At 59.2% G+C, this 13,164-nt stretch carries 13 protein-coding genes; 8 read left to right on the top strand and 5 right to left on the bottom strand.

Annotated features, from left to right (window positions below; translation table 11 throughout):
• Positions 1–497 precede the first annotated feature (497 nt).
• From C4N24_RS05105 to C4N24_RS05120, 4 genes are all read left to right on the top strand, one after another.
• The gene (locus C4N24_RS05105; protein WP_112090563.1) at positions 498–1,505 is read left to right on the top strand and encodes a LacI family DNA-binding transcriptional regulator; all 1,008 of its coding nucleotides are present in this window, start codon (positions 498–500) and stop codon (positions 1,503–1,505) included.
• A gap of 78 nt (positions 1,506–1,583) precedes the next feature.
• Complete coding sequence (locus C4N24_RS05110; RefSeq protein ID WP_112090564.1) at positions 1,584–3,029, top strand: twin-arginine translocation signal domain-containing protein; 1,446 nt, start codon at positions 1,584–1,586, stop codon at positions 3,027–3,029.
• Positions 3,030–3,126: 97 nt separating this feature from the next.
• Positions 3,127–4,104, top strand: a complete 978-nt coding sequence (locus C4N24_RS05115) for a carbohydrate ABC transporter permease (protein WP_097778849.1) — start codon at positions 3,127–3,129, stop codon at positions 4,102–4,104.
• Positions 4,105–4,106: 2 nt separating this feature from the next.
• Positions 4,107–4,973, top strand: a complete 867-nt coding sequence (locus C4N24_RS05120) for a carbohydrate ABC transporter permease (RefSeq protein WP_005920400.1) — start codon at positions 4,107–4,109, stop codon at positions 4,971–4,973.
• Between the two features lie 142 nt (positions 4,974–5,115).
• On the opposite strand, the gene C4N24_RS15320 is transcribed toward C4N24_RS05120, so the two are convergent.
• From C4N24_RS15320 to brnQ, 3 genes are all read right to left on the bottom strand, one after another.
• Positions 5,116–5,325 carry a hypothetical protein gene (locus C4N24_RS15320; protein ID WP_181573054.1) on the bottom strand — a complete coding sequence of 70 codons (210 nt, stop codon included), beginning with the start codon at positions 5,323–5,325 and terminating at the stop codon, positions 5,116–5,118.
• A 451-nt stretch (positions 5,326–5,776) separates the two neighbouring features.
• Positions 5,777–6,187, bottom strand: a complete 411-nt coding sequence (locus C4N24_RS05125) for a peptide deformylase (protein ID WP_112090565.1) — start codon at positions 6,185–6,187, stop codon at positions 5,777–5,779.
• Between the two features lie 14 nt (positions 6,188–6,201).
• Complete coding sequence (brnQ, locus tag C4N24_RS05130) at positions 6,202–7,482, bottom strand: branched-chain amino acid transport system II carrier protein (protein ID WP_278320363.1); 1,281 nt, start codon at positions 7,480–7,482, stop codon at positions 6,202–6,204.
• A gap of 210 nt (positions 7,483–7,692) precedes the next feature.
• Between brnQ and C4N24_RS05135 the strand changes: the two genes are divergently transcribed.
• Both C4N24_RS05135 and C4N24_RS05140 read left to right on the top strand, forming a co-directional pair.
• The gene (locus C4N24_RS05135; RefSeq protein ID WP_112090567.1) at positions 7,693–8,463 is read left to right on the top strand and encodes an ABC transporter permease; all 771 of its coding nucleotides are present in this window, start codon (positions 7,693–7,695) and stop codon (positions 8,461–8,463) included.
• On the top strand, positions 8,457–9,050 hold the full coding sequence (locus tag C4N24_RS05140) for an ABC transporter ATP-binding protein (protein ID WP_112090568.1): 594 nt from the start codon (positions 8,457–8,459) through the stop codon (positions 9,048–9,050). The genes C4N24_RS05135 and C4N24_RS05140 overlap by 7 nt, the downstream gene beginning before the upstream one ends.
• A 6-nt stretch (positions 9,051–9,056) precedes the next feature.
• Here C4N24_RS05140 and hemW read toward each other — a convergent pair whose 3' ends face one another.
• Complete coding sequence (gene hemW / locus C4N24_RS05145; RefSeq protein ID WP_112090569.1) at positions 9,057–10,139, bottom strand: radical SAM family heme chaperone HemW; 1,083 nt, start codon at positions 10,137–10,139, stop codon at positions 9,057–9,059.
• A 109-nt stretch (positions 10,140–10,248) separates the two neighbouring features.
• On the opposite strand from hemW, the gene C4N24_RS05150 reads away from it, so the two are divergent.
• Both C4N24_RS05150 and C4N24_RS05155 read left to right on the top strand, forming a co-directional pair.
• Complete coding sequence (locus C4N24_RS05150) at positions 10,249–10,953, top strand: Bax inhibitor-1/YccA family protein (protein WP_112090570.1); 705 nt, start codon at positions 10,249–10,251, stop codon at positions 10,951–10,953.
• A gap of 164 nt (positions 10,954–11,117) precedes the next feature.
• Positions 11,118–11,882, top strand: a complete 765-nt coding sequence (locus C4N24_RS05155) for a M23 family metallopeptidase (protein ID WP_112090571.1) — start codon at positions 11,118–11,120, stop codon at positions 11,880–11,882.
• 45 nt (positions 11,883–11,927) lie between these two features.
• Here the strand turns inward: C4N24_RS05155 and C4N24_RS05160 are convergent, their stop codons facing one another.
• The gene (locus tag C4N24_RS05160; RefSeq protein ID WP_112090572.1) at positions 11,928–13,121 is read right to left on the bottom strand and encodes an MFS transporter; all 1,194 of its coding nucleotides are present in this window, start codon (positions 13,119–13,121) and stop codon (positions 11,928–11,930) included.
• Positions 13,122–13,164 lie beyond the last annotated feature (43 nt).

Consider the following 13,164-nt stretch of genomic DNA (forward strand, 5'->3'; position numbering starts at 1 on the left):
GGCGGGCAGTGCGTCGATGGGCGAAAACGATTAAGGCACTGCGAAAGAAGCAATCTCATCACGCTAAGCATACCGTATCCCACCAAAAAATGCAAGAGCTTTTTGCAAAAATCTCGGCGGAAATTTTAAAATAATCTGCGCAGCCCCGGCGGTTTTCGACGGCTTTCGGTGCTGCGCATACCGGTGAAAGACAGAACGAAGGACCCGAAACCCCATTTTAAAAGTAATATATACATACGGCCTTTGACACCGAAAACCATAACGAAACTGCAACGAAAATTTTTCTATTTTAATCGAAATGTAACGAAAGCGAATCGAAGTGCACAATTATTACAGGTGGAATTGAAACGAAATGCCAAAAGTGATGCAGCTGAGCTAAAACTTTTACGTTTTCGCTTGATTTTTGGTGCAGAATGCGATATATTGAGATTGCGAAAACGATTAAGGAACTCGCGAGAAACATTCCGCAGCTCCTTTCCTTGGAAGGAGGCCATAAGATGCCGTCCCTGAAGGATCTGGCAAAAGAGTGCGGCGTATCCGTCGCAACTGTCAGTAAGGCGCTGAACAACCAGCCGGACATCGCACCGGCCACGCGGGAACGCATCCGTGCAGCGGCTCGCCGCGTAGGGTATCTGCCCAACGCAGCAGCCCGGGCGCTGAAAACCAACCGTACTTACAACCTTGGCGTTCTGTTCGTAGATGAAAAGCAGAGCGGCCTGACCCACGAATACTTCTCCGCAGTGCTGGACAGCTTCAAGGTAGAAGCAGAAAAGCGCGGCTATGATATCACCTTCATCAACCACAACATCAGCGGCAAGTCCATGAGCTATCTGGAACATTGCCACTACCGGGGTGTGGACGGCGTGGTGATCGCCTGCGTGAACTTTTACGATCCGCAGGTGGTGGAGCTGGTCAACGGCGATGTGCCGGTGGTGACCATCGACCATGTGTTCAACAACCGGATGGCGATCCTTTCAGACAACGTGGTTGGCACAAAGGCTCTGGTACAGCAGGCATGGGCCTGCGGACACCGGCGCATCGCCTTCATCCACGGCGAAAAGACCGCCGTTACCGAGAACCGCTTGGCAGGCTTCTATCAGGCCTGCGAGGAACTGGGGCTGAAGGTGCCGGAGGAGTACGTCCGCTGCGGTGTGTACCACGATGTGGATCGCTGCGCAGAGGAGACCCGGGCGCTGCTGGCACTGCCGCAGCGGCCCACCTGCATCATCTTCCCGGATGACTTTTCCGCACTGGGCGGCTACAACGCCCTGAGCGAAGCGGGTCTGAGCATCCCGGAGGACATCTCGGTGATGGGATACGATGGCATCTATCTCTCCCGGGTGGTCAAGCCCTCGCTGGTGACCTACCAGCAGAACACAAAATCCCTTGGTAGGCTGGCAGCGGATAAGCTGATCGAGCTGATCGAGCATCCGCGTGTGACCCTGCCGGAGCAGATCCGGGTGTCCGGCAAACTGCTGGACGGCGGCTCCGTCCGCATCCTTTAACAAAGGCCCACAACTCCCGGCGCGGAGTTTTTGAGTATGAATTTTTTAATTGGAAAACCATGAAGGAGGTTTACCCTTATGAAAAAGATCTCTCGTCGTAATTTCCTGCTCGCTTCCGGTGTCGTGACGATTGGTGCTGCTCTGGCAGCCTGCGGCGGCGGCTCTTCCAGCAGCACTGCTGCTTCCTCTGCGGCTCCCGCATCCTCCGCTGCTGCTTCTGCTCCGGCTGCTGCCGAGGGCAAGGTGCTGAACATCTGGTGCTGGAATGATGAGTTCCAGAGCCGCTTCAACGACTACTATCCCGAGGTCAAGGAGATCGCAGCCGACAAGTCCACCACCACCCTGAAGGACGGCACCACCGTGAAGTGGACCATCAACGCCAACGAGAACAACAACTACCAGAACAAGCTGGACGAGGCTCTGCTGAATCAGGACTCCGCTGCCGATGATGACAAGATCGACATCTTCCTGATCGAGGCTGACTACGCTCTGAAGTATGTGGATTCCGACTATGTTCTGGATGTCAAGAAGGATATCGGCCTAACCGATTCCGATCTGGCCGGCCAGTACCAGTACACCAAGGATATCGTTTCTGTGGACGGCAGCCAGCGCGGCACCACCTGGCAGGCTACCCCGGGTCTGTTCGCATACCGCCGCAGCATTGCCAAGGAGGTGCTGGGCACCGATGACCCCGCCGAAGTGCAGACCTACCTGTCCGACTGGGATAAGTTCAACGATGTAGCTGCCAAGGCTGCTGCCAAGGGCTACAAGATGCTGTCCGGCTTTGACGATGCATACCGCACCTTCTCCAACAACGTCTCCGCACCCTGGGTCACCGGCACCACCGTTACCGTGGACGAGAACCTGATGAAGTGGGTGGATCAGACCAAGGAGTACACCGACAAGGGCTACAACAACAAGTCCAGCCTGTGGGACAGCCAGTGGGCTTCCGATCAGGGCCCCACCGGTAAGGTGTTCGGCTTCTTCTACTCCACTTGGGGCATCAACTTCACCCTGCTGGGCAACTCTCTGGCAACTCCTACCGCTGAGGGCGGCAAGGAAGAGGTTGGCAACGGCATCTACGGCGACTACGCTGTGTGCGAAGGCCCTCAGCCCTACTACTGGGGCGGCACCTGGATCTGCGGCGCAGCCGGCAGCGACAACCTTGAGACCATCAAGGACGTTATGCTGAAGCTGACCTGCGATGAAGCCATCATGAAGCAGATCACCATGGATACGCAGGATTACACCAACAACGAGAAGGCCATGAACGAGATCGCCAGCAGCGATTACAAGTCCGACTTCCTCGGCGGCCAGAACCACATCGCTCTGTTTGCAGAGGCTGCAACCAAGATCGATATGTCCAACGCCGGCCCGTACGATCAGGGCCTGAACGAGAGCTTCCAGAACGCTTTCAAGGATTACTTCACCGGCAACGTGGAGGAGGATGCCGCCAAGGCAAACTTCGAGACCGCCATCAAGGAGAAGTACCCCGAGCTGACCGATGTGGTCTGGCCCGCATAAGCGGTTTTACTCCGAACTGAAAATTGAAGCAAAGGGGCGGGCGGCGTATCTCGCCCGCCCCTTTGGTTTTGCTGTGACCCGGCAGGAGGGAGATCTCATGGGAGAAAAAACAAAAAAGAAAGGGTCGATCAGCTACGCGAAATGGGGTTATATCTTCATTGCACCGTTCTTTATCATCTTCGCGGTATTCCAGCTGATCCCTCTGGCATCCACCATCTATTACAGCTTTTTTGAGTATTACCGCAGCGGTCTGAAGATCATCGGACCCAACTTTGTGGGTCTGAAAAACTACATCACCCTGTTCGCGACCGATCTACCCAAGTATTTCAGCAACACGCTGATCCTGTGGATCATCGGTTTTATCCCGCAGATCGTCGTCTCGCTGCTGCTGGCGGCATGGTTCACCGACCTGCGGCTGAAGCTGAAGGGACAGACCTTCTTCAAGACGGTCATCTATATGCCCAACCTGATCATGGCCTCGGCCTTCGCAATGCTGTTCTTCGCCCTGTTCTCGGATAACGGCCCGGTGAACGCAGTGCTGCTGAGCATGGGCTGGATCAAGACCCCCATCAGCTTTTTGAATACCGTGTGGGGCAACCGTGGCCTTGTGGGCCTGATGAACTTCCTGATGTGGTTCGGCAACACCACCATCATGCTGATGGCAGCCATTATGGGCGTAGATCCCACCCTATACGAGGCTGCGGAGCTGGACGGCTGCACCCCGAACCAGATGTTCTGGAAGATCACCCTGCCCCTGATCCGTCCCATTCTGGTCTATGTGATGATCACCTCCATGATCGGCGGCCTGCAAATGTTCGATGTGCCGCAGATCCTGACCAACGGCAAGGGCGGCCCCGACCGTACCTCCACCACCATGATCATGTACCTGAACAACCACCTGTTCAGCAAGAACTACGGCATGGCCGGTGCAGTATCTGTGGTGCTGTTCCTTGTGTGTGCAGTGCTGTGCGTCGTCGTGTACTTCTCGCTGACCAAGGAAGATGACGGCCTGACCAAGGCCCAGCGCAAGGAACTGAAAGCGGCCAAAAAGGCTGCTGCCAAAGGAGGGAAATAAGTATGGCACATACGCCTAAAAACCAGTCCGAAAAGGCGATTCTGACCGCCCGCCGTGCGTGGTGCTATCTGGTGCTGGTGCTGATCAGCTTTCTGTGCCTGTTCTTCTTCTATGTGCTGATCATCAACTCCACCCGCACCCACTTCGAAATCCAGAAGGGCTTCTCGCTGATGCCGGGCAAGTCCATCATCACAAACTTCCGCAATGTGCTTACGGACGCCAACATCCCTGTGGTAAGCGGCATCCGCAACAGCCTGCTGGTGTCTGCCTGCTCGGCAGCGCTCAGCGTTTACTTCTCGGCACTGACGGCCTACGGCATCTACGCCTATAACTTCAAATTCAAAAAGGCTGCCTTTGCCCTGATCCTGCTCATCATGACCATGCCCACACAGGTGTCCGCACTGGGCTTTCTGCAGTTAATCTCCAAGATGGGCTTGAAAAACAGCTTCATCCCGCTGATCGTCCCCAGCATTGCGGCCCCCACTGTGTTCTTCTTCATGAAGCAGTATCTGGACGCCTCCCTTCCCATGGAGATCGTGGAAGCCGCCCGCATTGACGGCGCAGGCGAGTTCTATACCTTTAATAAGATCGTGCTGCCCATCATGAAGCCGGCTCTGGCTGTGCAGGCCATCTTCTCCTTCGTGGCAAGCTGGAACAACTACTTCATCCCGGCTCTGGTGCTGGACACCGCCGACAAAAAGACCCTGCCTATCCTCATCGCCCAGCTGCGCAGCGCGGACTTCCTGAAGTTCGATATGGGCAAGGTGTACATGATGGTGGCCATCGCCATTCTGCCGGTCATCATCGTCTACCTGCTGCTGTCCAAGTTCATCGTCCGCGGCGTTGCTCTTGGCGGCGTTAAAGGCTAAAATTGCGACCGCCGCCTGCGGCGGAAACAGGGAGCAATTTTTGGCGCAGCGGTCTGCAAGACGCGAGACCCGCCCAAGGGTCGAAGCGGATGCAGGGCACCGCAAGAGGTTTTAAGCGAACAATAACACCTTCATTTCTCTGTTACAGCATAGCAAAGCCCCCGGGGGTCACACCCTCGGGGGCTTTGTGCGTAAGTTGAAGAAAAAACGATTTGGAATGCGCTCCGCGTTCGCTTTGCGCATAAATAGCGGAAAGAATATTTTTATGTTTGCAACTCTGGAAAATCTGCGGATTTTCCAGAGTTGCTTTTTCAAGAGAGGGACGTAGCCGGAAACTTTCCCGCCATGCCAAAGGCCACCCCCTCAGGCTCACTACGTTCGCGAGCTCCCCCAAGGGGACGCCTTTGCGCTATGCCGAAAACTTTCCCGCCACTGCCAAAAGCCGTCCCCTTGGGGAAGGTGGCATCGCCGCAGGCGATGACGGAAGGGGTATCCCCGCAGCGCCGCGCTTTCACAGAAAGCGGTGCTGCAAATGCTGCTGCCCTTCACGCCCCACCCGTGAAAAGGGGATTCAGAAACGCCCGCAGGCGTTTCTGAATCCCGAATTAAAAATAATTTTCCGCTGAAAATGGCTAGAGTGCAACAACGACGACCGCCACCAGCGGTGGAAACAGGGAGGAGTTGTTGGGGCAGCGGCCAGCAAGACGCGAGTGCCGCCCAAGGCACGATGCGGATGCTGGGTGCCGCAACCCGATAGCGGAAGCCATTCAAAATCGTCCCACGCGGGGGAGTGTGCGATGGGGTCAAATCAAGATCCCATCGCAATGGTCGATCTCGTGCTGGATGATCTGCGCTGTCCAGCCGGTAAAGGTCTTGATGCGCAGCTTGCCGTCCAAGGTCTGGTACTGCACCTTGATGCTCTGCCAGCGCTTTGTTTTCCGCACACCTTCCAGCGAAAGACAGCCCTCTTCGGCTTCGTACTGGCCGGACTTTTTCAGGATGACCGGGTTGAACAGCACTAAATACCCGTCCTCAGCTTCCACCGCGATGATGCGCTTGCGCACGCCGATCATGTTGGCAGCCATGCCCACACAGCCGTCGGCGTGGGCGGTCAGGGTGTCCAGTAAGTCCAGCGCAACAGGGGCATCCTCCGGGGTGGCAGGGGCGGACTTCTGCGCCAGAAACAGCGGGTCGTGCATGATGGGCTGGATCATAGTAAAATCTCCTATTATTTTTTAGTTCTGCTTAAAAGAATGCCTGCCAGCAGCCCGGCGGCAGCCGGGAGCACCCAGCCAAAGCCCAGTGCCGCTAGTGGCAGGGCGTTGGCAAGGGCAGAAAGTGCGCCAAGCGGCAGCGCAGCGGCAATGCTCTGCACGGCGGTGCAGCCAATGCACAGCGGGTAGACCCGGCGGCGCTGCTCCAGCCCGGGCACGAAGGAAAGCGCAATCAGCACAATGGCTACCGGGTACAGCGCGTTGAGCACCGGGACGGACAGACGCAGGATCTCTGCCAGCCCCAGATTTGCGATCAGCATACTGGCAACGGCAAAAAAGGCGGCAAGAGCAGGGTAGGGGATGCGGGGCAGCAGGGTGTGGAAATACTCTCCCACACAGGCGATCAGCCCCACACAGGTGTTGAAGCAGGCCAGCATAAAGATGGCCGCAAGCAGCACCAGCCCCGCTTTACCGAACAGCCGCTCCGCCAGCACGGTCAGCACCTCGGCACCGGTGGCAAGGCCGGGCACGGCGGCACCGGTCAACGCTCCGGCGTGCCCCAGCATGGCATAGACCGCCAGCAGCAGCCCGCCCGCCACAAGACCGGCACGGATGGCACTGCGCTGCACGTCCTGCTCCCGGGCAACGCCCTGCGCCCGGATGTTCATGGCGATGACCGCGCCAAAGTTCAGTGCGGCAAGGGCGTCCATGGTCTGGTAACCGTACAATACGCCTTGTAAAATGACCGCTGAACTATACGCATCGGTGGGCGCACCGTACTGCGCCGCCAGCGGGTGTAGCAAACAGCCGCCGAACAGGATCAAAATCAGAACCAGCAGGCAGGGGCAGAGCAGCCTGCCCAGCCAGCGGGTGAGCCTGTCCGGGCGCAGCGCTACCAGAAAGGCCGCGCCGAAGAACAGCACGGAGTACCCCAGCTGCAGCCTGGCGCTGCTGCCCAGCAGCGGGGTGAGCATGGCAAACGAGGTGCTTGCGGTGCGCGGAATGGCCAGACACGGCCCGATGGACAGGTAGATCAAAATCATGAACACCTGCGCGAACACCGGATGCACCCGCCCGGCAAGCTTATCCAGACCGTCAGCCCGTGCCACCGCGATGACCCCTGCAACCGGCAGACCCACGGCACTGAGGGCAAGCCCCAGAAAGGCGGGCCAGAAGTTTACCTCCGCCTTTGCACCCAGATCGGGTGGGAAGATCAGGTTGCCCGCCCCGAAAAACATGGAAAATAACGTAAAACCGACAAGCAGCAGCTTGCGGCCCTTGAGCGCTTTTGTCAATACCGTCCTCTCTTTCCTGCGCCGGCGCAAAGATGCACCGTATACTGTACCCAGTTTACACTGGATGCAAATTCATGTCAATCATACGACGGTTGAATAAAAGTATATACAAAGCGAGCCGACCCGCCGCAGGTGGTGCACAGGTCATTCCCCTTTGCGGGACGGTATGGTATACTATACCTTATAATGGGAAGCGGAAGAGGGCAGTTTATGAAGCAGAACAAGCAGTTTTTCCGCCGTCTGCTGGCGGTGGCGTTCTGGCTGACGGTCTGGCAGGCCGCAGCCATGGCCATCGGGCAGGAGGTGTTTCTGGTATCGCCGGTGCAGGCGCTGCGCACTTTGGTGCAATTGCTGCCAAGGGCAGATTTCTGGCAGCGGGTGGGCTTCAGCTCAGGGCGCATTTTGCTGGGTTTTGTGCTGGGCGCAGTGGTCAGCGTGGTGCTGGCGGTGTGCGCCGCCCGGTGGAGCGCCGCCGATGCGCTGCTGGCTCCGGTGATGCAGCTGGTCAAGGCCACGCCGGTGGCAAGCTTTATCATTCTGGCGCTGGTCTGGGTGCGGGGCAGTGCCCTTTCGGTGCTCATCAGCTTTCTGATGGTGTTGCCGGTGCTGTACGGCGCGGTGCGCACCGGCATTGCCGGGGCAGACGTGCAGCTGCTGGAGATGGCAGCGGTATTCCGTCTGCCGCCGGGTCGCCGCCTGCGGTCAATCTGGCTGCCTGCGGTGCTGCCGGCATTCCGGCAGGGGTGCAGCGTAGCGCTGGGCATTTGCTGGAAAAGCGGCGTGGCGGCCGAGGTCATTGGCCTGCCCAACGGCAGCATCGGCGATGCGCTCTACCGCGCCAAGATCACCCTTTCCACCGGGGAGTTGTTTGCGTGGACCTTTGTCATCATCCTGCTGAGCGCAGGCTTTGAAAAGCTGTTCCTGTTTGCATTGGATAAGGCCGTTGGCGCAGTGCTGGGAGAGGAGGGGACAAAATGCTGAAGCTTCAACACCTGACAAAGCGGTTCGGCACAGCGCCGCTCTTCACCGACCTGTGCATGGAGGTGAACACCCCTGTGGTGCTGTGGGCACCCAGCGGCTGGGGCAAGACCACCCTGCTGCGCATCCTGATGGGGCTGGAACGCCCCACCGCCGGCAGTGTGGAGGGTGCGGGCCGGGTGGCAGCGGTCTTTCAGGAAGACCGCCTTTGTCCCCAGCTGAACGCCGTGCAGAACGTCACCTTGGTGCTTCCGGGGGCAGAAAACCAGTACAAAGAGCAAATTATAAGCGATTTTCAACAACTTGGAATGGACATTGCAGCCTTGCAGCTGCCTGCCCGCAGGCTTTCCGGCGGGCAAAAGCGGCGGGTGGCGCTGCTGCGGGCGCTGTGGGCACCCAGCGACACCCTGCTATTGGACGAGCCCTTTACCGGCATGGACCCGGACACCTTGCAGCGGGCAGCGGCACTGCTGCGGCAGCGCTGCGCGGGCAAGCCGGTGCTGCTGGCCACCCACGATGAAAGCGCTATCCGCGCCCTTGGCTGGCGGGTGGTGGAACTGGAAAAGCTGGGGACAAGAGCCAAAGCCTGAGAGGGCTTACAGCAGCTGGGCAAGGATGCTGTTCTGAACAATAAGCCCGGCGGGGGTCAGAGCGAGGGTACTGCCATCGAAGGTGGCATACCCGGCGCGGACGCAGTTTTGCACAAAGGCCAGCTGTGCGGTGGAAAACTGCTTGCCGTATATGGCTTTGTAGGCTGCAAGGTCAAGCCCCTTGCGCAGCCGCAGCTGTAAGATCAGGTAGTCCTCTGCGCCGCAATTGCCGTCCATGATGGGCGCGGCGGCGTCCTGCAGAAAGGCGGCGGTGTCCGGTGCGTAGCAGAACCGCTTGCCGCCCATGCAGGAGTGCGCCGCAGGGCCAAGGCCAAGATAGTCGCCGCAGTCCCAGTAGATGAGGTTGTGCCTGCCCTCATAGCCCGGCTTTGCAAAGTTGGAGATCTCGTACTGGCGGTAGCCGTGGTGCTCCAGCTGCTCCACGGCGTAAAGGTAGAAATCGGCGGCTTCATCGCCGGTGGGCAGCCCCTCCGGCGGGTGCTTGCCGAAGGCAGAGTCCGGCTCTATCTTTAAAAGGTAGGCCGAGATGTGGGTGGCACCGCCTTTTTCGATCAGCTCCAATGTCTCGTCAAACTCGGCCTGCGTATAATGGGGCAGCGCCAGCATGATATCGCCGCTGATGTTCTCGAACCCGGCGCGCCGGGCGGCGGCAAAGGCTGCCCGCGCCTGCTTGGCGCTGTGGGGACGGCCAAGGGTGCGCAGCTGGGTGTCCCGGGCAGACTGCACCCCGAAGGAGATGCGGTTCACCCCCGCCGCCCGGAAGCCCCGCAGGCTCTCCTCGGTGACGGTCTCGGGGTTTGCTTCCAAGGTGATCTCTGCACCAGGCACAGGCTCTGCTGCCCGGATGAGCCGCTCTGCCTGCGCCGGGGTGAGCAGGCTGGGCGTGCCGCCGCCGAAATAAACGGTATCCGGCCGCAGGGGCGCGTTTGGCGCAAAGCGGTGCAGCTCCCGCAGAAGCGCGTCCACATAAGCATCCGGCACGCCCCGCTCCCCGGGGTGGGAATAAAAATCACAGTACCGGCATTTGGAAAAGCAGTAGGGAATATGCAGATAAAGTCCAAGGGACATACAATATCACAGCCTTTTTCATGAAACGTTCATTTCTATGCAGTATACTATATTCCGTAGACCGGAGCAAGAGAGAAATGCTCCTGCAGAATAGACTGGAGGAACCCAGATGAGTTACAACAATTACAACCGTGGCTATGCAGAGCCTACAATGACCTCGGCTGATTATATGACCCGCACCTACCGCTGGATGGCGCTGGGACTGCTGATCACCTTTGCGGCGGCGTTTGTCACCGCCACCACCCCGCTGTTCTATGTGGTCAACTCGCTGTACCTGCTGTTCACCATTGCCGAGCTGGCGCTGGTGTTCGTGCTGAGCGCCCGGGTGCAGAATATGTCCGTGGGCGCGGCAAGAGGAGTATTTTTAGGCTACGCCCTGCTCAACGGCATGGTGCTGAGCTATTATTTCCTTGCCTTTGATCTGGGTACGCTGGTGCTGGCCTTCCTTGCCACATCGCTGTATTTCGGCCTGATGGCAGTTTACGGCACCACCACCCACAAGGATCTGTCCGGCTGGGGTCCCAAGCTGATGATGGCGCTGTTTGCGCTGCTTATCACCGGTTTCGTCGGTGTGCTGTTCGGCATGGGCTTTATGAGCACGGTGCTGTATTCCGGCATCGGTCTGGTGGTGTTCATGCTGCTGACCGCCTACGATACCCAGAAGCTGAGCCAGATGTACTCCTACTACGCAGGGGACAGCGAGCTGGCGGAAAAGGCTTCCATCTACGGTGCACTGACGCTGTATCTGGACTTCATCAACATCTTCTTGTATGTGGTTCGTCTGCTGGGTCTGAACAGCCGCCGCCGCGACTAAGCGCAGAAAGAACTTTATGATCTGTAAATCAGCCAAGCCCGCGGGCTTGGCTGATTTATTTTTCGCTGTCTTTTTTATCCCTTTGTATAAACTGCCCGCCGCTGTCCCACACTAAACCCAGAAAAAGACCCCGTACACAAAACGGACAGATGGGAGTAACAAGCATGGAGCAGATCAAAAAATTTCTGCACGGCAAGGGCTTTGCTCTGCTGCTGACCGCAAGCCTGCTGGCTGCGGCTGCGGCGGGGGTGTGGGCGGTGCGCGCCCTGCGGGCAGAACTGCAAAAAAGTCTGGATGGGCTGAACGCCCCCGGCACCACCCAACAGACCACCCCGGAAACAGAACCGGACTGGGACGCACAGGAGGACACCACATGGCAGCAGCCCGTGACCGACGTTGCAAACAGCAAGGCAGATGTGCCGCAGCAGACGCCCTCTGGGGCGTCCTCTGGTGCGCAGTCTGGCTCTGGTTCGCTGCGCGAACCCTCGGCACTGCAAGGCGCATCCTCGCCTGCCAGCAGTTCGGCGCAGCCTGCCGCCGCGCCCTCTGTGCCGGGGCGCGTGCTCAACGCCTTCAGCGGCGATGAGCTGGTGTATAACAAGACACTTGGGGACTGGCGCACCCACAACGGCGTGGACTACGCCTGCACGCAGGGCGCTGCGGTAGCGGCACCCGTGGCGGGCAAGGTGGTCTCTGCCGGGGCAGAGGGAAACTGGGGCACCGTGGTGGTGCTGGAGGATACCGCTGGTCGCCTTTGGCGGCTGTGCGGCGTGGCAGACCCTGCCGTAAAGGCCGGGGAGACCGTGACCGCCGGGCAGAAGCTGGGCACGGTGGGCACTGTCGGCTGCGAGTGCGCCGAGGAAAGCCACATCCATGTAGAGGTAAAGCAGGGCGAAAGCTACCTCGACCCGGCAAAGCTGCCGGAGTAAGCAAACCATAAAAGGGGCTGCAATAGCGGCTCCTTTTTTGCTGCGTCAGGCGGTACGGCGCGTTTGCAGCAGCCAGAGAACCAGCGCCGAAAGCACCCCGGCTGCCAGCAGTACATCTGCCGGGTGCGCAGCCCAGTGCTGGAAGGCACTGCCATAGGCTGCCTGCCCGATGGGCTGGGTCAGGCAGGCCAGCACGGAGATGCACGCGGTCGTCTTGCCCAGCTGTGCCTGCGGTACTAGCATTTGCAGCTGCGCAAAGAACCACACGTTGAACAGTGCCGCCACGGCCATAAACACGGCTCCCAGCACCAGAATGCTGCCGAACTGGAGCGTGGGCACCCGGAGGGCAAGACCCAGCGCGGCGCACACGCCGCTGAGCGCCAGCAAAAGACCTGTGCCGCTGCGGATGGGATGCCGGACAAAGACGGTTCCCGCCAGCACGCCGCCTAAAATGCCGCCTGCGCTCAGCACCGCCTGCACAAGACCAAGGGAGGCATCACTTTTCTGCAAAGTCTGCACCACCAGCACCGGAACCCCCACGGTGAGGGCGGGGACTTCCAGCAGGTTTACAGCCGCCATGGCGGCGGCTAATTGCAGCACCGCAGCCTGCCCGGTGAGGAACCGCGCACTTTCCCGCAGGTCGGTACACAGAGAACGGACGGAGAGCCTTGTGTCCGATGGGACATCCTGTGGGATGCGCAGGCAGAGCTCCATCCCGGCGGAAAATGCAAAGCAGCCGCCGCAGAGCGCCAGCAGACCCCGGATGCCGAAGTGCTCCAGCAGAACAGCACCCAGCAAGGGGCCGAGAAGTTCGTCCACGGTATCCATCAGCTGGATGACCGCGTTGCCGCGCAGCAGCTGGGTGCCGTTCAGCAGCAGGGGCAGACAGGCGCGTACTACAGGCTGGTAAAGCCCCTGAATGGCGTACAGACTGCCCAGCACGGTCAGGATCAGCGGAAGCAGGGGCAGATGCGGCAACCCGGCAGCGGCTGCCGCCGAAATACCGGCGGTTACCAGATCCAGCAGCGCCATCAGGCGGGCTTTACGGCAACGGTCTGCCAGCGCGCCGCCGGTCAGCATTCCGGCCAGAGCAGGCAGCATAGCCAGCGCGGTGATGCCGCCGTACAGCGCAGCGGAACCGGTCTGCCGCAGCAGATACAGCGGCAGCGCAAACCGCAGGGCGGCATTGCCGAACAGGGAGATGATCTGCCCGAGGACGATGAGGAAAAATGTGTTCATGGGAACCTCCTGTTTTTTTGTTTACAAACCGTTGGTCTGTATC

The sequence above is a fragment of the Faecalibacterium prausnitzii genome (assembly GCF_003287405.1).
Classification (GTDB): domain Bacteria; phylum Bacillota; class Clostridia; order Oscillospirales; family Ruminococcaceae; genus Faecalibacterium; species Faecalibacterium intestinale.